Source organism: Paenibacillus sp. FSL R5-0407 (assembly GCF_038009185.1).
Classification (GTDB): domain Bacteria; phylum Bacillota; class Bacilli; order Paenibacillales; family Paenibacillaceae; genus Fontibacillus; species Fontibacillus vini.
The window spans coordinates 2,749,526-2,767,820 of sequence record NZ_JBBPAX010000001.1 but is presented as its reverse complement, the minus strand read 5'-3'; the positions used below and the strand labels follow the sequence as shown (position 1 = coordinate 2,767,820).

Annotated in this window: 13 protein-coding genes; 6 read left to right on the top strand and 7 right to left on the bottom strand. The window is 50.5% G+C overall.

The window, feature by feature from the left end:
• Positions 1-139 precede the first annotated feature (139 nt).
• Complete coding sequence (locus NYE70_RS13440; RefSeq protein ID WP_290406686.1) at positions 140-1,183, bottom strand: LacI family DNA-binding transcriptional regulator; 1,044 nt, start codon at positions 1,181-1,183, stop codon at positions 140-142.
• A 241-nt stretch (positions 1,184-1,424) separates the two neighbouring features.
• On the opposite strand from NYE70_RS13440, the gene NYE70_RS13435 reads away from it, so the two are divergent.
• Together NYE70_RS13435 and hflX are read left to right on the top strand one after the other, a co-directional pair.
• Positions 1,425-3,032, top strand: coding sequence for a glycoside hydrolase family 43 protein (locus tag NYE70_RS13435; RefSeq protein ID WP_290406685.1), 1,608 nt, complete (start codon positions 1,425-1,427; stop codon positions 3,030-3,032).
• 455 nt (positions 3,033-3,487) lie between these two features.
• Complete coding sequence (gene hflX / locus NYE70_RS13430; RefSeq protein ID WP_341046319.1) at positions 3,488-4,801, top strand: GTPase HflX; 1,314 nt, start codon at positions 3,488-3,490, stop codon at positions 4,799-4,801.
• Between the two features lie 303 nt (positions 4,802-5,104).
• Here hflX and NYE70_RS13425 read toward each other — a convergent pair whose 3' ends face one another.
• Entirely contained in the window at positions 5,105-6,691 is a 1,587-nt protein-coding gene (locus NYE70_RS13425) for a sensor histidine kinase (protein ID WP_341046318.1), read from the bottom strand.
• On the bottom strand, positions 6,688-7,374 hold the full coding sequence (locus NYE70_RS13420; RefSeq protein ID WP_213655809.1) for a response regulator transcription factor: 687 nt from the start codon (positions 7,372-7,374) through the stop codon (positions 6,688-6,690). Before NYE70_RS13420 ends, NYE70_RS13425 begins: the two co-directional genes overlap by 4 nt.
• 204 nt (positions 7,375-7,578) lie before the next feature.
• Between NYE70_RS13420 and NYE70_RS13415 the strand changes: the two genes are divergently transcribed.
• Positions 7,579-8,511, top strand: a complete 933-nt coding sequence (locus NYE70_RS13415) for a manganese-dependent inorganic pyrophosphatase (RefSeq protein ID WP_213655810.1) — start codon at positions 7,579-7,581, stop codon at positions 8,509-8,511.
• Positions 8,512-8,840: 329 nt separating this feature from the next.
• Here the strand turns inward: NYE70_RS13415 and NYE70_RS13410 are convergent, their stop codons facing one another.
• Together NYE70_RS13410 and NYE70_RS13405 are read right to left on the bottom strand one after the other, a co-directional pair.
• Positions 8,841-9,122 carry a hypothetical protein gene (locus NYE70_RS13410; RefSeq protein ID WP_341046317.1) on the bottom strand — a complete coding sequence of 94 codons (282 nt, stop codon included), beginning with the start codon at positions 9,120-9,122 and terminating at the stop codon, positions 8,841-8,843.
• Positions 9,123-9,178: 56 nt separating this feature from the next.
• Entirely contained in the window at positions 9,179-10,444 is a 1,266-nt protein-coding gene (locus tag NYE70_RS13405) for an MFS transporter (protein ID WP_211024301.1), read from the bottom strand.
• 309 nt (positions 10,445-10,753) lie between these two features.
• On the opposite strand from NYE70_RS13405, the gene NYE70_RS13400 reads away from it, so the two are divergent.
• The gene (locus tag NYE70_RS13400) at positions 10,754-12,976 is read left to right on the top strand and encodes a PAS domain S-box protein (RefSeq protein WP_341046316.1); all 2,223 of its coding nucleotides are present in this window, start codon (positions 10,754-10,756) and stop codon (positions 12,974-12,976) included.
• Between the two features lie 184 nt (positions 12,977-13,160).
• Positions 13,161-14,597: a SulP family inorganic anion transporter gene (locus tag NYE70_RS13395; protein WP_211024305.1), complete on the top strand. Its 1,437-nt coding sequence runs from the start codon at positions 13,161-13,163 to the stop codon at positions 14,595-14,597.
• A gap of 106 nt (positions 14,598-14,703) precedes the next feature.
• On the opposite strand, the gene NYE70_RS13390 is transcribed toward NYE70_RS13395, so the two are convergent.
• Together NYE70_RS13390 and NYE70_RS13385 are read right to left on the bottom strand one after the other, a co-directional pair.
• Positions 14,704-15,006 carry a hypothetical protein gene (locus NYE70_RS13390; RefSeq protein WP_211024307.1) on the bottom strand — a complete coding sequence of 101 codons (303 nt, stop codon included), beginning with the start codon at positions 15,004-15,006 and terminating at the stop codon, positions 14,704-14,706.
• A 38-nt stretch (positions 15,007-15,044) separates the two neighbouring features.
• Positions 15,045-15,662: a TetR/AcrR family transcriptional regulator gene (locus NYE70_RS13385; protein WP_290406679.1), complete on the bottom strand. Its 618-nt coding sequence runs from the start codon at positions 15,660-15,662 to the stop codon at positions 15,045-15,047.
• 351 nt (positions 15,663-16,013) lie between these two features.
• Between NYE70_RS13385 and NYE70_RS13380 the strand changes: the two genes are divergently transcribed.
• Positions 16,014-18,248 (top strand): MMPL family transporter, encoded by a 2,235-nt coding sequence (locus tag NYE70_RS13380; protein ID WP_341046315.1) that lies wholly within the window; start codon positions 16,014-16,016, stop codon positions 18,246-18,248.
• Positions 18,249-18,295 lie beyond the last annotated feature (47 nt).

Genomic DNA, 18,295 nt, shown 5'->3' with positions numbered 1-18,295 from the left:
CTATACTGCGCATACTAATTCAATGCCTTGAACCAGCTTTACTCCTTTCCCATGAATTCGCTTACATTAATTTTGTCTCACATGGGACAAAGATAAATATAATATAGTATTCTGCTACTTGAGTGTCAATGCATAGCGGCTACGAAAATTTGCCGGCTATTTTCGTAGCGCTGCATGAATCTCTTACAATAAGCTCCGCTTCAAAGAGGGTTTCCTCAGCCGCATTGCCGTCTTCCTCCAGTACGGATATTAATTGATTCACTAACGATACGGCCATATCCACACGCGGAACACGCAGTGTTGTTAGAGCTGGATGAAGATACTGCGAGATTAACAAATCATCAAAGCCAATGACAGAAATGTCGTCAGGGACGCTCAGTTTATGAGCGGCCAAAGCCTTCATGGCTCCGATCGCCGTAAGGTCGTTTGAGCAGAATACTGCGGTGGGCAAGGTGCCTTCAGAAATCCACTGTTCAACGGCGGCCTTCCCGCTTTGTTCAGTAAAGTCGCCATGGAAAATACGGTCTTGGGAAACGGGCAGCTTCCGAGTCTGCATCGCTTCCATAAACCCCTCGTAGCGTTCCAGACCCGACGGATTATTCAGCAGTCCCGTAACCATTCCAATATTCGTATGACCCAGTGCAGCCAAATATTCAATAGCTTTATAAGTGGCCTTTCGATTGTCAATCTTTGGTGCAGGAACGGACAAGCCCCCGTCCGGAGCATTGTTGGGGTCAAACACGCAGATTTCAAAGCCTGCTTCTTTGATTTGCTCCATAAGCTTCTGAACATTCGACCAGCTGATGACAATCCCGCCATCAATGTTCTTCTGCTTGTATTGGCTGAATAGAGCCGAAGTATCCGAGACATCCAGAATCGTCACCAGTGTATTATAACCACGCTCAAAGCAATGGCTGATAACGGCCCCGATCGCGGCCCCGTAGTACATGTCATCCGAGTATAAGGTATAGTTGCTTTTATCCTGAATAATAAACAAGCCGATCGTATGCGTTCTTTTGGAGGAAAGCTTGCGGGCGGCCGAGTTCGGTTCATAATGGTATTCTTCCATGACCCCGAGCACTTTCTCGCGGGTTTTTGGGCTGACGCTGGCGGAGTTGTTCAGCACACGTTGAACTGTTTTCCGGGAGACGCCGGCTATTCTAGCAATGTCGAAAATATTCATAGAAAGAATCGTCCTGTCCTGATTAGTTATGTCCAAAATACAATAAAGACCGGGCCGGGTCAATTAGAACGAGACATCCATGCGTGATGCGGCTTACGGGACCGAATATGCTACGATTAGAGCTGTCTTTGCACTCTTCACGCTTCATATCTTTTTGTTGTATTTATAGCTTTAAAAAGGGAATAACGACCGGCACGGTGAAACTTATAGAACAATATGCGCAAACAGGAGGGCAATCGCCATGACAACTATTCAAAATCCGATTCTGAAAGGGTTTAATCCCGATCCGTCGATCTTACGCGTTGAAGACGATTATTATATTGCCACATCAACATTCGAGTGGTTCCCCGGGGTACAGATTCATCACTCTAAGGATCTGGTCCATTGGGAGCTGATCGGACATCCGCTTGACGAGCGCCGCCTGCTTGATATGAGAGGCAATCCGAATTCCGGCGGGATCTGGGCTCCTTGTCTCAGTTATCATGAAGGTGTATTTTATCTAATCTATACCGATGTTAAAAGCCTGGCCGGTGCATTTAAGGATACGCCGAATTATTTAACGACGGCGACCGATATTCGCGGTCCGTGGTCGGATCCCGTTTATCTGAACAGCAGCGGCTTCGATCCGTCTCTGTTCCATGATGACGACGGTCGCAAATGGCTTGTCAATCTGATCTGGGACCACCGGAAGAATCGTAATCCGTTCCACGGTATTGTGCTGCAGGAATATTCGGAATCGGAAGGGAAGCTGATCGGCCCCAAAGAGGTGATTTTCAAGGGGACTGACCTTGGGTGTACGGAAGGGCCGCATATTTATAAAAGAAACGGATGGTATTACCTGATGACTGCCGAGGGAGGAACAGGTTACGAGCATGCCGTGACCGTAGCGCGGTCGCGCTCCTTGAACGGGCCGTATGAAGTAGATCCGGGGAATCCGATCCTGTCGTCCCACGGCGACCTGAGCTTGCCCCTGCAAAAGGCCGGTCATGGCAGTCTCGTAGAGACACAAAACGGGGAATGGTATTTGGTTCACTTGTGCTCTAGGCCGCTCCCTGGGCTGCAGCAATCCCCGCTAGGAAGAGAGACGGCGATCCAGAAATGCGAATGGACCGAAGACGGATGGATTCGACCTGTAAACGGACAGCGTCCGCAATTAGAGGTACAGGCTCCTGATCTGCCTGCCGCTCCGGTTTCCATACCAGCGGATTGCGATCATTTTGATGAGCCGTCCTTAAGCGCTGATTACTCCACTTTGCGGGAGCCTGCCGATGCTTCCTGGCTGAGCCTGACGGAACGCCAGGGATACCTTCGTCTCTACGGCAGACAATCGCTGAACTCTCACTTTAGCCAAAGTCTTGTTGCCAAACGGATTCAGCATTTTTCGTTCGAAGCGGAGACGGCGGTCGAATTCGAGCCGGAGCATTTCCAGCAAATGGCCGGACTAATTTGCTATTACAACAGCAAGAACTACTATTATCTGCGGATCAGCCGGGATGAGCAGCTAGGAAAAACGCTGAATGTGCTGGTCGGCGATAACGGAGCTTATGATGAGGCCTTGTCCGAAGAGCTTTCCGTGGAGGATTGGGACCAGTGCTTCCTGAAGGTTCGGATTGAAGGAGACGAGGTGCAGTTCTTAGCTTCCCCGGACCGGGAGAACTGGACTCTGGTCGGCGGCCCGCTTCAATTCGGGCATTTATCGGATGAATATGCGACCCGGATGACGGATGGCTTCTTTACGGATTGGGGCTTTACGGGTGCATTTGTCGGGCTATGCGTGCAAGACTTGAGCGGGGAAAAGAAAGCGGCGGACTTCGATTATTTCATCTGCCGGAGTACGGAGGAGTTCTAGGCTAGCCTCTAGCCGGGCTCCTTCTCTGCCATAAATTTCATGGACTCAAATTGTCATGAGCAACGCTTTATGTTACAGTAGAACTATCTTAAGCGAACGGAGGGTTCCTCGTGATTAATATTAAATTCCGTTTTTCCACTTTGCGCGGCTAATTGAATAGTGCTCAAAGGCTCTGCACCTGTGCAGGGCAAACGGGATAGGTATGCTATGACGAAGGGACTCATCTTTTGAATAGAATATGCCGACTTTGCGGGCGCCGCTTTACGGGAGACGTTTGTTTGCCGTAGCCAAGCGGAGGTCTGCGACGTTTTCGTTTGAACCGACACAGGGAATCCTTCCTGTGTTTTTTTGTTTCTTCCGGTGTCCCCGCCATGAATTGGGAGAAGCTAGGTACAGTGAGCACTGTGGTCTCTTTGCGGGGACGATCTTATTTTTCCTAAGGGAGGAATTTATATATGGAACAACTACAGCAAAAAGCAGTCCTGGTCGGAGTTAATTTGAATCATCAAAAGGATTTTGAATACTCGATGGAGGAGCTGGCCAATCTGGCCGAAGCTTGCAATATTGAAGTCACAGCGACGCTCACCCAGAATCTGGTGAAAATCAACTCTTCCCACTACATCGGAACGGGAAAGATTGAAGAAGTACGTGCACTCCTGGAAGCGAACGATGGCAATCTCGTCATTTTCAATGATGAGCTGTCTCCTTCCCAAATTCGCAATCTGGAAGCCGATCTGGATTGTAAAATTATCGACCGGACCATACTGATTCTCGATATTTTCGATCAGCGGGCCAAGACGAGGGAAGCCCAGCTTCAGGTGGAAGTGGCCCAACTCAAGTACATGCTGCCGCGGCTTGTGGGGCTTCGTGAATCGCTCGGCCGTCAGAGCGGCGGGGTTGGCACCAAAAACCGCGGCGTAGGGGAGACGAAGCTGGAGCTCGACCGCCGGCGGATCGAGGAGAAGATCACCGCGCTGAGCAAAGAGCTGGAGACGCTCGTAGCGCACCGGCAAACCCAGCGCAAACAGCGCAAGAAGAACGATGTGCCCGTCGTCTCGCTCGTCGGCTATACCAATGCCGGCAAATCGACGATCATGAACGCGATGATGGAGCGGTTTAACCCGGAGCAGGAGAAGCAGGTATTTGAAAAAGATATGCTGTTCGCGACGCTGGAAACCTCGGTTCGCAGCATCCCGCTCGAAGATAACAAAACGTTCCTGTTGACGGATACGGTCGGATTCGTCAGCAAACTGCCGCATCATTTGATTAAGGCATTCCGTTCCACGCTGGAAGAAGTGGCTGAAGCGGACCTGCTGATCCATGTGGTGGATTACTCTAATCCGGAATACGAGCGGCTGATCGACATTACGAACCAAACGCTGAAAGAGATTGGAATTACGGACATTCCGGTCATTTACGCCTATAACAAGTCCGACCTGGCCGAGCGAGCGATCCCCGAGGTTCAGGGAGATAAAGTGTTCCTTGCGGCCAAACCAAGAATAGGCATTCAGGAACTGATCGGATTAATCCGGGAGCGGGTGTTTAAGGACTACATCCGCTGCGAAATGTTGATTCCTTACGATCAAGGAGCGGTCGTCTCATATTTCAACGAGCATGCCCATATCTTTGAAACGAGCTATGAGCCTGAAGGGACCAAACTTTCGATGGAGTGCAAGCAGAGCGATTACGGAAAATATAAGCAGTACGCGCTGGAAGGCACCGAAGAAAGTGCGAGCGCGGTGGGCGATGAGAGCGGAGTAAACGACTAAAGTAAATAGTTAATAAACCCCGATATCACCATGGGGATGTTAAAAAGAAGGAAAGCTGCGAAAGTGCAGCTTTCCTTTTAAATATGGCCAATCTGAAGATGACTTCCTGCAAAAGTACATTAATATTCCACGTTGTGCACCCCGTTTGCTAAAAAAGGGATAAAAACCTGCACTTTCGCAGGATTTTATCCTTTAAGCCTTTTCTGAGCATCAGAATACTGCATTATTGCTGAAATTCTTGAAACAAGGAGGAAGCAAAAACATCTAAATTCATTTCTGCGGCTGGAGTAAGGGCTTGCCTTATTACAGAACAGGTAGCTCGACCCAAAAGGTTGCGCCCGTTCCGGCCGTGCTTTGCACGTCGATCCGTCCCCCATGGGCCTGCACAATCGATTGGGAGATGGAAAGCCCGAGACCCGCGCCTCCCTGTTTGCGTGTACGAGAAATTTCGCTGCGGTAGAAGCGCTCGAATACATGCGGAAGGTGCTCTGCCGGTATTCCGGGGCCATTATCCTGTACGCTTAAACGTGCCAGATTCTTCGCCGGCATGGTTAAGGAGACCGTGATTGCCCCCTTTGTCGGATCCGTATGCTGGACGGCATTGTGAAACAAATTCAGAATAACTTGCTTGATTTTATCGCAATCGACCATGCTCTTGAAGTCCGGGGTGAGGCTAAAGCTGACTGTACGGTCACCGGCGAGCATTCGCAGATGGGGCTCCATTTCCTCCACAAGTGTATCGAGGCGGGTTTCGGTACGGTTGACGACCGGCTGACGATCCAGCTTGGCCAGCATCAGCAGGTCTTCGACCAGCTTCTTCATCCGCTTGGCCTCGCCAAGCATGCTGTTTAGTGCGGCGTTCAGTTGCTCCGGCTTGTCGGCGGCGCCGCGTAGCAGCACCTCCAGAAAGCCGTGAATGGACGTTAGCGGCGTCCGCAGCTCATGTGAGGCATCGGCGATGAAACGGCGCATCTGCTCCTTGGCTTCCCGTTCGGTTGCAAAGGAGGTTTGCAGCCGCTCCAGCATGCCGTTAAACGATTTCGCCAGCCGGTCGATTTCGGTTTGACCCAGCGAGGAAGGGAAGCGCCGATCCAAATTGCCGGCATCCAGAGCCTCCACCGTATTGACCATCCGATCTAGCGGATTTAGCGTTTTGCGGAGTACGGGAAGGTACAGCATAAGTCCGCCGCCGAGAGCGAGCAGCGACAGGATAATGAAGATCGAAAGCTGCCGCAGGGCGATTGCTTTTAACGGGGCGGTGGCGATGCCCATTTGAATCAGCCGGTCCCAGTCCCAAGGCCCTTCCGCGGGCCGGAAAACCAGCAGCTGCTCGTTTCCTTTGTGATCTTGGGCGATTTTGTAGGCAACGGCCTTTTTATTCTCCCATTGCTTCAGGATGCTGGCGTATTCTTCTTCGCTCAGTTGCGGTGCCGGGAGGCCGGATTCGTTTGATCGGCTTATAAACTCGCCATCTTTGCTGATCAATGCCAAGGATGTATCCGGCAAAAAAAGAAATGGTCCGCGCTCGCCGATGCCGGAGGTATCGGGAAGCCAAGACTGATCGGGAATCCCAGGCGACTCCGACGATGAGGAGCCGTCCGCAGGCTGCGTCGGTTGCGGCATCGCCGGGGCTGCGGCTTCGTCCCGCACTCTGCGTGCGGGGAATACGTTGCCGTTCATCAGCAGCTCTTTAGGAAGACTGCGGATTTGGGATAACAGGGTTTCAGCCTGATTGCTGTATAGAAAATTTTTCATCACGACAAATTGGACCGTGCCGATCAACAGCAGAAGAAGCGCAAGAATAAACAGGGAACGGGAGAGAAGCTGGGAACGAAGCGAGCGGGGAAACGCTAGTTTGCGCAGAGCACCGCCCCAATTCTTCAGCTTCATGGCAGATCGACGCGATAGCCCGCGCCCCGGAGCGTCCGGATCAACCGATGCTCTTTGTCGTTCAGCTTTTCTCGCAGGGAGCGGATATAAACCTCAACGATATTCTCTTCGCCGCCGAAATCGTAGCCCCATACCTGATCCAGGATCTTGCTCTTGCTTAGCACAATGCCATGGTTGATAACCAAATATTTCAGCAGTTCATATTCGGTTGGGGATAGTTCCAGGATCCGCTGCTGGTATTGGATTTCTTTACGGCGGTCATCCAGCCGGAACGGACCGAGGGTCACCTCGCTGAACAGGGCGGGGAACTGGTTGCGCAGCCGCGCGCCGATCCGGGCGAGCAGTTCCTCGAAGCTGAACGGCTTTACCACGTAATCGTCCGCCCCCGTTGTGAGCCCCTTCACCCGATCCTCCACCTCGTCTTTCGCCGTCAGCATAATGATCGCTACGTTGCTAAGGTTTTTTTTCAGCAGCCGGCAGACCTCCCAGCCGTCCATTCCCGGCATCATCACGTCCAGGACGACGACATGGGGCTGAAACTCGAGAGCGAGATTGACGGCGGTCATGCCGTCGCTTGCAGTCTGAATCTCAAACCCTTCGTTCATAAGTCCAAGCTCCAAAAATTGAATGATATGAGGTTCATCGTCAACTAACATCACTTTGACGCCTTGTAGATTTTTCATGTAAAAAGCCTCCAGTACGATTGCCGATTATAATTATATTATCCGGGATTACGCTGAATATCGGCTGAACGTCCCCTGAGGGAGACCTGAAATCCTCAGCTTGGCCGGGGGTTTTCTTTGATCCTATCACGCTTGACCCTTGATTGTGAATCTGGTTCTGGGATATACTTTTCTAAGTTAAATGACGAAAGGGAGAGTAAACAAATGGATAAAGTATTGATTTTCGGACACAAAAACCCGGACACGGATACGATCTGCTCCGCAATTGCTTATGCTGACCTGAAATCCAAGCTGGGATGGAATGTTGAGCCAGTCGCTTTAGGCGAGGTCAACGGGGAAACGAAATTTGCGCTCGACCGCTTCGGTTTCCAGGCGCCGCGCGTCATTGAGTCGGCTGCCGGAGAAGTGAAGGACGTTATTTTGGTCGACCATAATGAACGCCAGCAAAGCGTTTCCGACATTGAACAGGTCCGTGTAGCGGAAGTCATCGACCATCACCGGATTGCCAATTTCGAAACCAGCGGCCCGCTCTATTACCGTGCCGAGCCGGTAGGTTGCACGGCAACGATCCTTAATAAAATGTACAAAGAAAACGGCATCGCCGTTCCCGCAAACATTGCCGGGTTGATGCTCTCCGCCATCATTTCGGATTCCCTTCTGTTTAAATCTCCAACCTGCACGGAGCAGGATGTTGCCGCTGCTCGTGAACTGGCGGACATCGCCGGTGTGAACCCTGAAGAATACGGGCTGGACATGCTTAAAGCCGGAGCTGATCTCAGCGACAAGAGCATTGAGCAACTGATTTCCCTGGATGCGAAAGAGTTTGCCATGGGCAGCGCAAAAGTGGAAATCGCTCAAGTCAATGCGGTTGATGTAAACGACGTATTGGCACGTCAAAGCGAGCTTGAAGCTGCTTTGAACGGCATCGTGGACAGCAAAGGTCTGGATCTGTTCCTGTTCGTGGTTACTGACATTTTGAACAACGATTCGGTCGGTCTGGCATTGGGTAAATCGGCTGATGCAGTAGAAGAAGCCTATGGCGTGAAGCTGGAGAATAACCAAGCCGTATTGAAAGGCGTTGTTTCCCGTAAATCGCAAATCGTGCCTGTACTAACTGATATTTTTAACAAACGCTAATTCAATATCCTGAATTAACAGTAAAGAGTCCTGAAGCAACGCCAACGTACGGCAAGCTTCAGGACTCTTTTGTTTATGATAAGTGCTCCGGACCCGGATGGGCAGAAAGGAAGTCCGGGTCTGGTTCGGATGAAGAATGAGGCGGACGCTAACGGACACCAGGGGCCTTAAAAGACCGAAAATGGCCGATCTCCAAATCTAACGGACACCACAGCCGTTAAGTTGACCAAAAGACGCTGTGAAAGGCTTGTTTTCGAAGAATAAGGTCCCTCATGTCCGTTAAATTGCCGAGATCACTAAAATGTGGCTAATAAGGTCTCCTGTGTCCGTTAAAGTTCAACAAGACGCCGGTCCGATAGCAAGCCCCAGCCCACTACACAAGCTGAATTACTGAAATGGATCTTAGGGGCAAACTGCCCCTGCATCTGCACTAGAACTACTAGTACCAGCACCAGCACCAGCACTAGAACTACTAGTACCAGCACCAGCACCAGCACCAGCACCAGCACCAGTACCAGCACTAGTACCAGCACCAGCACCAGTACCAGCACTAGTACCAGCACCAGTACCAGCACCAGTACCAGCACCAGAACTAGCACCAGAACTAGCACTAGCACTAGCACTAGCACCAGCACCGCATCAGCACTGCATCAGCATCTACAAATGCCTACGCGCCCTCAGGCTCCTCTGTACCTGGAACCGGGATTGGGGCGGCTTTATGTTTAAAGATAGGGACAAGGATGACCGCGCCGATCAGCATGACGATTCCGGAGAACGTATAGATGCTCACTAGAGGGAACAGCTTTTTGAGTACGCCGGACAGCGACATCATGACGACCATCATGCCCATGAACATCGGACTGAGCACCCCGTTTACGCGGCCGACATAGGATTGCTCCGTCGATTGCAGGATCAGGGTATTGATTCCGATTTGGATACAAGGGAAGGTAAGCCCGTTTAAAAACTGTAGTACCAAGGTTAATGGTATGCTGGTGGAGAAGCCCATGCCAGCGATGCACACGGCGCTGACGGCCATGCCGAATGCAAGCAGCACCTGCGGCTTCACCTTTTTGGACAAGGTCATAATCAGGCCTCCGCCGATCAGCATGGCGACGCCGTTGACCATGAGAAGAAACTGCAGGAATTCTTTTGGCTGTCCAAGCCGTTCCGTTACGACGAACAATCCAAGCGTCTGAATGGTACCTACGGAAAAACCGGCAATGGCGAATGTCGCGCCGAGTACCCGCAGCACAGGGCTGCGCCAGACATAACGGAAGCCGTCAGCCAGCTCCTGTCTCAGTTTCGACGTCCGCTCCGTTTTCGTTTCTTGCTCTTCGTCGGCGGGAAGCCGGAACAAGACGATGGCGGAGAGAAGGAAGGCAACGCCCATCACGCCGATCGAGATATGGATTCCGAACTGGTGATAGGCAAAAATGCCGAGCGTTGGGCCAAGCACCATGAAAATGGCGACCAGGGATTGGAACAAAGCCATGCCCTGCTGCAGCTTATCCGGATGAACATGCTGCTTGAACAGCTTCATGACGGAAGGCTGCGAGAACTGTGACAGGATCGCCGAAATAAAGGTGGCGAAATAAACGGCCTCCCAAGACTCGTATAACAACGTCAATAAAACGGCGAATACGGATACTGCGGATAGGAAGTCGCACCAGATCATCGTTCGCTTCGGCTTCCAGCGGTCGGCGAAAGCGCCTCCGATGAAGGAGAATACGAAGATCGGAGCGAATTCAACTACGGAAATCAGTGAAATGGCCAAGGGGTCATTGTTCGTTTTGTCGGTTACGAACATCAAAATCGCGAAGTTCCGGACCCAGATCCCGATCTGCAAAAAGATGTTTGAAATCAGAATGGTCTGGTAGAAACGGTTCCGGAACAAACTCGTGTTCGCGGGCGAAGCATGTGCTTGAATGGACATCAACATCACCTCAATATGGTTTTCTCTCTAATAGAAACGGGTCCAGCAGGGCGAAAAATTCCCATACTAAAGATTACTTGATTAGGGCGGCTATGAAAAGGGAAATGTTAAGTATAATTATTTCAGGTTTTTTCCGCTTTTCCGGCAAACCATATTTCAAATTGACTTTTAAATTAATGTTTGTTATTACAAAAGGAAACGATTCATTTGTGAGCAAATCGTGAATTTTTTAACAACTTATTTGAAGAATTGCAGGTTCCTTCCGAATTAACTTTACTACTATCATGTATCATGGGACGGAGGCTTGTTATGAATATGGATTGGAACCAGTTTATTCTTGGTCATATGGATGATCTGGTATATTGCTGCGATTTAGAAGGAACGGGCTTGTATTGTTCCGATTCGGTAACACACTGGCTTGGTTATGTCCCCGAGGAACTAATTGGTGTGAAGTTTTCGGAGTGGTGTCATCCCGAGGATATCCATGTTCCCCTCAGCAAGGATTTGCTGCGCCATCATAGGAGTATCGTCGAGCTTAGACTCAAGAGCAAAGAAGGCCATTATCTTTGGTTTGAATTTTCTCTGCGTTTGGCGGATGCAGGACAACCGAATTCTAAGATTCTGGCGATTGGCCGGGAAATCTCCAAGCGGAAGTACGATGAACTGATGTTGGAAGAAACGATGCGAATTGCCCGGATCGGAAGCTGGGAATGGAATGTGGCGGAAGATCGGGTCGCTTTGTTCGATCAGCTATATCCTATGTTCGGTATCGAAAAGAAAGAGGAGCGAATGTCTCCGACCGATGCATTGCAACTGCTGCATCCCTCCGAAAGGGAACGGCTGGTTGAGACAGTCGCCAAAGCCATGGATGTGGGGAACTTTGATTTTGAGTTCCAGCATGAATTTCAGCCTGGAGATTTTCAATACCTGCATATTCGCGGGATCGTGACTTATGACGAGGATGGACAACCCTTAAAAATAAGCGGAACCGTACAGGATATCAGCGAACGGAAACTAGTGGAACGCAAGCTTCAGGAAACGGTCGAAAGATACAATTCCCTTAAGAAGTACAACCACGACGCCGTATTTTCACTGGATTTAAACGGTCATATTATCAATACCAATGTAATGGCTGAAAAATTAACAGGCTATAAAATCCCGCAAATGACCGGTAAACGATTCTCCATGTTTATTGAGGAGCGACATTTGCAAAATATTTTGTCCGCATCGATTACGGATGCTACGATCGAAAAAGGAATCGACAAAATCAAGACGAAGGACGGCACAGAGACCGAAGTTTTGACTACGATTGCCCCGATCATCATCAACCAGAAGAACGTGGGCTTTTATATCATCGCCAAAGATATAAGCGAACAGAAAAAGCTGCTTATTGCGAAGGAAGCCGCCGAAAGCACGAATAAGGCCAAAAGCGAATTTCTCGCCATGATGAGCCATGAAATCCGCACTCCGATGAACGGCGTGATCGGTATGACCGATTTGATGCTTGAAACGACTGAAGTATCGGATACTCAGCGGGAGTACCTGGACATTATCCGCAAGAGCGGCGATACGCTGCTGGCTATCATTAACGATATACTTGATTTTGCAAAAATAGAATCCGGTAAGGCAGAGCTGCATGAGGAGCTGATTGATCTCCGGAAGGCCATTTCGGAGACGCTGGATATTTTGATGGCCCGGGCAAACAAAAAAGGACTTACCTTAAACTATTTCGTCAGCCCGGACATTCCCGGCATGCTGTTCGGCGACCGAGAGCGCTTAAAGCAAATTCTGCTTAACCTGGTTGGGAACTCCGTGAAATTCACCTATTCGGGCGGAGTAACGGTCAGCGTAAACCGTCTTCCCAGCGATAATAATTTGATCCGTCTGCGTTTTAAGGTCTCGGATACCGGCATTGGTATTCCAAGGGAGAAGATCCCGCTGTTGTTCGAACCTTTTTCCCAACTGGATCATTTCATGACCCGCCGTTATGAAGGGACCGGACTTGGACTTGCCATCACCAAAAAGCTGGTCGGGCTGATGGACGGGGAAATATGGGTAGAGCCTCAGGATGGCCCCGGGGCGACCTTTATATTTGATATCAGTCTTAAAGGAAACACGAACAAGATTGACTGCCAGGTGGAGGGCGGAGAGGAGCAGCCGCCTGGCCGCAAGCTCCATATTCTGATCGCGGAAGATAATGAAATTAATCAAATCGTCCTCCAGAAGATGCTTGAAAAGCTGGGGCACTCCACCCGCATTGTGAGAAACGGGAAGGAGGTCATCCAGACGATTGCCTATGAATCGTTCGATATGATCTTCATGGATGTGCATATGCCGGAGATGAACGGGCTTGAGGCGACCGAGGTAATTAAGAGCACGGTTCCGCCGGAGAAATGTCCGGTTATTGTGGCGGTGACGGCCAACGCATTAAAGGGCGACAGGGAGAACTGTCTGAAGGCCGGGATGGATGATTATCTAAGCAAGCCGATTAAGAACTCGAGAGTGGCTGAAGTGATCAGTAAATACTTTTAATTTGAGAGAATATACAAGCATAATTCAGTAAATAAAAGTATCGTTACGATGATAACGCTTTTACGGGCCGGTGACCTCATTGAGGTCATCAGGCCTTTTTTCATATAATCAAGACCGTGAGCGTTGCACCGGACCTGTTTTACTGATAGATATCCATGGATTGATTAGAAGGAGGAATACTTCATTGTTAAAACTAAATAACTCCGCAGGCTGGTTCTCGAATACGCGAACCGACGTGTTGTCCGGCCTGACGGTGGCCTTTGCGCTGATTCCCGAAGCGATAGCCTTTTCCATCCTGGCCGGGGTGAGCCCGATGGTTGGCCTTTATGCCTCGTTTTGCATCGCTGTCGTAATTTCTTTTGCGGGAGGACGTCCGGGTATGATCTCGGCGGCTACGGGAGCCATGGCTTTGCTGATGGGCGGCCTGGTCAGGGATCATGGGATCGAGTATTTATTCGTGGCGACGATCTTGGCCGGTATATTACAAATCGTGATGGGCCAGCTTAAACTTGGAAAATGGATCAGCTTTCTGCCGCACTCGGTCATGACCGGCTTCGTCAATGCTTTGGCCATTCTGATTTTCATGGCGCAATTAAGTCATTTTTCTGGCCAGGGATGGCTGATGTACGGTCTCGTCGCGCTTACGCTGGCGATCATTTATATAATTCCCCGCTTCACCAAAGCAGTGCCCTCGGCACTCGTTGCTATCATCATCGTTTCGATTCTGAGCATTTCGCTGCATCTGGATGTCAAAACGGTCGGCGATATGGGGGCGATTACGAGCTCTTTGCCGGTCTTCCACTTGCCTGACGTCGTTTTGTCCTGGGATATGCTGAAGACGATTTTTCCAGTTTCTTTATCCTTGGCGGTAGTAGGTTTACTGGAATCCTTGATGACGGCGACGCTTATCGACGATATCACCAACACGACCAGCGATAAGAATCGGGAGATGAAAGGGCAAGGCTTGGCCAATATCGTGACCGGGTTTTTCGGCGGAATGGCGGGCTGCGCCATGATCGGCCAATCGATGGTCAATATGAAATCCGGCGGCCGCACCCGGCTGTCGACACTGGTTTCCGGTGTCGGTTTGCTCTTCCTTATCATTGTGCTGGGCGGAGTCGTCAAACAAATTCCTATGGCCGCTTTGGTCGGAGTTATGTTTATGGTATGTATCGGAACGTTTGAATGGGATTCCCTCCGGTCGCTGCATAAAATTCCGAAGTCCGATGCCCTGGTTATGATCGTAACGGTAGTTACCGTAGTGGCTACGAGTAACCTGTCCATCGGTGTGGGAATCGGCGTACTGTTGAGCGCGCTGGTGTTCGCTTGGAAAATAGCCAGAATCCGCATTATGCATGAAGAAGCCGATGAGGTTAGAACTTATCGGGTATCAGGACAGATGTTCTTCGGAACTGTCACGAATTTCTTGAGCGAGTTCGATCCGGCCAACGATCCCGAGAAGATCGTAATCGACTTTTCCAAGTCTCATGTATGGGATCATTCCGCGGCAAACGCGATTTCGAAAGTCATCTTCAAATACCGGCAGGTGAATAAAGAAGTAGTTATTACCGGGTTGAATGAGGAAAGCACGCGTCTCGTCGAACGGATGGGATTATCTTAGAATAAGACACTCAGAAAAAACCTCCTTAGAGCAGCACGCAAACAGCTGTTTAAGGAGGTTTTTGACTTGTAACTATGGATTTAGCGGATGAAGCTGCCGATACCGCCTAGAGCATCCGGAATCGCTTCAACTGGTCCCATTGCTGCTCCTGCACTAAAATTTCCCGTTGCTTGGGTCCCAGGAGATCAAAATGAGGAAAAGGAGGGCGGAGATGAATATATTTGGGGCTCAGCCCGTGATTTTCGCACCAAGCGGTCAGACGGTCCAGGTCGGAGCAACCGACCTTGGTTACCGTCTTGGTTCCAGGGAATCGGGGGTCCAGCCAGTAGTGGGTCAAATACGCGATTTCCCCCCGGGACACGGCTTCCTTCCATGCGTTTAACTCGTTTCTGTCGATTCCGAATGCCATGTCCGTTTCTTCCTTTCCGTCCGCAGTTCTACAACCTGCTACACATGAATGCCTCTCCACAAAAAAGCGATGATCGACTCCGCCGCTTCCCGCTCCGACGGAAACAACACCTGGTTCCGGTCATATTGCCGCTCGCCGACCCGCAGCATCGAGACATAAATATGAGCAGCCATCATCGTATCCTCGCAAGCAATTTCCCCGTTCTGTACCGCTGCGTCAAAGCCTTCCTTAAGCGCTTCGTACAATCCGTTCTCATATCGAATCAGCGTTTGCTGCTGCTCTTCGGTTAAATGCTGCTTCACTTTATCGAACATATCGTTCATATGAACCTGGGGAATCCTTAAATAATTCTCCGTGATCTTGATCAGCCGGCTACGAAAAGATCCCGATTGGCTGAGGATTCCGCGAATCCGATCATTCACTACGGATAATGTCTTCGCAATAGAAGCGACGAACAGGTCCGTTTTGCCCGGATAATAATAGTAAATTGTGGCTTTGGTAACACCGCATTGTTCAGCGACCAGGTTCATGGAGACGGACTCGAAGCCCTTTTCCATAAACAATCTGGAGGCGGTCTGCAAAATATGCACTGACATCGGCAACCCGTCCTGCTGCTGAACCGGGCGTCCCAAAGGCCGCTTGTTCGGGGTGCTCATTATATCACCTCAACACCTAGTTCTGTCGAATCATTATACCATAAGAGGTTGTTAAAAAAGTCATCTTTCCATGACGAAGCAGATCATGATGAGGATTCGACGTCGAATTTTGAATTCAGCCGGGCCTTCCGTTGCTCACGTACCTTCTGTACGCTCCGCTACTCAGTCCCTAGCTTCATCCAACCTTCTTGGTCCTGAAAACCTGACTTTTTGAACACGCACCATAAGCGAATTCATGGCAACAAAGGGACGGGTTACCTGATTGATAATTAACCTTCCGGTATATATAATTATTATGATGAATATCACTAACATATATTTTCTTAGAATGAAGATGGAGGGGAACCTGGGATGCTGTTAAAGCAAATGGGCCGATGGGTCGCGGGAAAAAGAACGAAGTGGATTACGCTTGCGGTTTGGGTCATCATCGTTGGTGTGTTGAGTGCGGTGTGGCCCGGTGTTAATCAGATGGAAAAAAACAATGCGGCCAACCTGGATTCAGGTAAGCCTTCGGTAAAAGCCGGGCTGGTTGCCGAGACGGAGTTTCCGGCAGAAAGCGGAATTCCGGCGCTGATCGTTTGGAACCGGGAGGGAGGATTAACCGAAGAGGATTACGGCGGAATTCAAAAATTAACCGCCTATTTCGCGGAGCATCCGGTACCCGGTCAGGGGGCGCTGCCTCCGTTCGATAAACTGCCGCTGCCGGTGTTGCAGCAGCAGGCTTCGGAGGATGGAGCGGCTTTTGTACTGCCTTTCTTCTTCGGGAAAACGGCGGATTCCGATACGATGAAGCAAGGAACCGAAGAAATCAGGAAGCAAGCTGAAACGCTGTTTGGCGCGGACCCATTTGCGGCTGACCTGAACAAGGGAGAACTGTCCGCCCGCGTGTCAGGCCCTGCGGGCATTTCAATCGATGCCGTCGGCCTGTTCTCCAATGCTGACGTTTCGCTGATGATCGCAACGGTTTTGCTGGTGCTGATTCTGCTGCTCTTGATTTACCGTTCGCCGTTGCTGGCGATCATTCCTTTGATCGCCGTAGGATTCGCTTATGGGGCGGCCAGTCCGATTCTGGGCAAAATGGCGGAGCTGGGCTGGATCACGGTGGACTCACAGGCTATTTCAATCATGACGGTGCTTTTGTTCGGGGCGGGTACGGATTACTGTCTGTTCCTGATTTCGCGGTTCCGTCAATTACTCACCGTCGAAAAGGATAAGTCCAAAGCGTTGTTTGGGGCGCTCAAGGATTCGTCCGGGGCTATTGCAATGAGCGGATTTACCGTGGTTATCGCGCTGCTTGTATTGCTTCTGGCGAAATATGGAGCGGTTCACCGTTTTGCGGTTCCGTTCAGCTTATCGATTCTCATTATGGCGATCGCGAGTCTGACGCTAGTACCGGCAATCCTTGCAATCTTGGGCCGTACCTCTTTTTATCCCTTTGTTCCCCGGACCCCGGAGATGGAAGCGGAGCACAAACGGGCAAAAGGCAAAACTACGGCTGTCAAAACGAAAAAGAAAAACAAGGTCGGTGGACGAATCGGAGTTATTGTTACAAAGCGGCCTTGGCTGGTCGTGATCGTGACTTTGGTTTTTCTGGGGGCAGCTGCCGTCAATTCGTTCCGAATTCAGTATACCGTGGATTTGCTGTCATCTTTCCCCGAAGATTCACCTTCTCGTGAAGGGTTTGCCGTGATCGGCGAGAAATTCACGCCCGGAGAATTGGCACCTGTGAAGATTATGGTGGATACGGAAGGGCAGGATATTCCGCTGCGGAAAACATTTGAGGAACTCCCTTATGTGAGCAAGGTTTCAGAACCTGCCGCAGGGAAGAACAACCCGAATATATCCGCCGTGGATGTCGAGTTCAACATTAATCCTTATTCGATGGAAGCGGTCAATCATATTCCGGACCTGCGGGAAGCGGCCGAGAAGGCTCTCGCGGACGCAGGCATCAGCGCCCCGGAAGCGAAAACCTGGATCAGCGGGCAGCCCGCAACCCAGTACGATACTGAAATGACCAATAACCGGGATGCCAAGGTCATCATTCCGATCGTCATCGGGCTGATAGCCATCCTGCTTCTCGTATACCTTCGGTCTGTCGTGGCTACCATTTACCTGATTTTGACGGTCGTGCTGTCCTATTTCTCGGCACTTGGTCTGGGCTGGGTCTTCGTTCATGATATTATGGGGGCCGACGCGATTCAGGGATTGATTCCGCTATATGCTTTTGTGTTCCTGGTTGCGTTGGGAGAGGACTACAATATCTTCCTTGTCTCAAGCATCTGGAAGAAGCGCAAAACGATGCCGTTAAAGGATGCCATCCGGGAAGGAGTAACGGAAACCGGCGGCGTCATCACTTCGGCCGGCCTTATTCTCGCGGGAACCTTCGCCGTTCTTGCGACGCTTCCGATTCAGGTTCTCGTGCAGTTCGGCATCATTACGGCCATCGGGGTGCTGCTGGATACGTTCGTCGTTCGTCCGTTCCTGGTGCCGTCAATTACGATGCTTCTTGGTAAATGGGCATTTTGGCCGGGTCGCGGTGCGATAGACCACGATGAGACGCCAATGAAAGAACATGTGAATGTATAAAGAAACTGATTCATAATTAAGGAGAGGCAGTCACCGCTTCAGAATGT

Coding starts and splice junctions, on each gene's coding strand:
- NYE70_RS13440 (WP_290406686.1), bottom strand. CDS start 1,183: ATGAATATTTTCGACATTGCTAGAATAGCCGGCGTCTCCCGGAAAACA.
- NYE70_RS13435 (WP_290406685.1), top strand. CDS start 1,425: ATGACAACTATTCAAAATCCGATTCTGAAAGGGTTTAATCCCGATCCG.
- hflX (WP_341046319.1), top strand. CDS start 3,488: ATGGAACAACTACAGCAAAAAGCAGTCCTGGTCGGAGTTAATTTGAAT.
- NYE70_RS13425 (WP_341046318.1), bottom strand. CDS start 6,691: ATGAAGCTGAAGAATTGGGGCGGTGCTCTGCGCAAACTAGCGTTTCCC.
- NYE70_RS13420 (WP_213655809.1), bottom strand. CDS start 7,374: ATGAAAAATCTACAAGGCGTCAAAGTGATGTTAGTTGACGATGAACCT.
- NYE70_RS13415 (WP_213655810.1), top strand. CDS start 7,579: ATGGATAAAGTATTGATTTTCGGACACAAAAACCCGGACACGGATACG.
- NYE70_RS13405 (WP_211024301.1), bottom strand. CDS start 10,444: ATGTCCATTCAAGCACATGCTTCGCCCGCGAACACGAGTTTGTTCCGG.
- NYE70_RS13400 (WP_341046316.1), top strand. CDS start 10,754: ATGAATATGGATTGGAACCAGTTTATTCTTGGTCATATGGATGATCTG.
- NYE70_RS13390 (WP_211024307.1), bottom strand. CDS start 15,006: ATGGCATTCGGAATCGACAGAAACGAGTTAAACGCATGGAAGGAAGCC.
- NYE70_RS13385 (WP_290406679.1), bottom strand. CDS start 15,662: ATGAGCACCCCGAACAAGCGGCCTTTGGGACGCCCGGTTCAGCAGCAG.
- NYE70_RS13380 (WP_341046315.1), top strand. CDS start 16,014: ATGCTGTTAAAGCAAATGGGCCGATGGGTCGCGGGAAAAAGAACGAAG.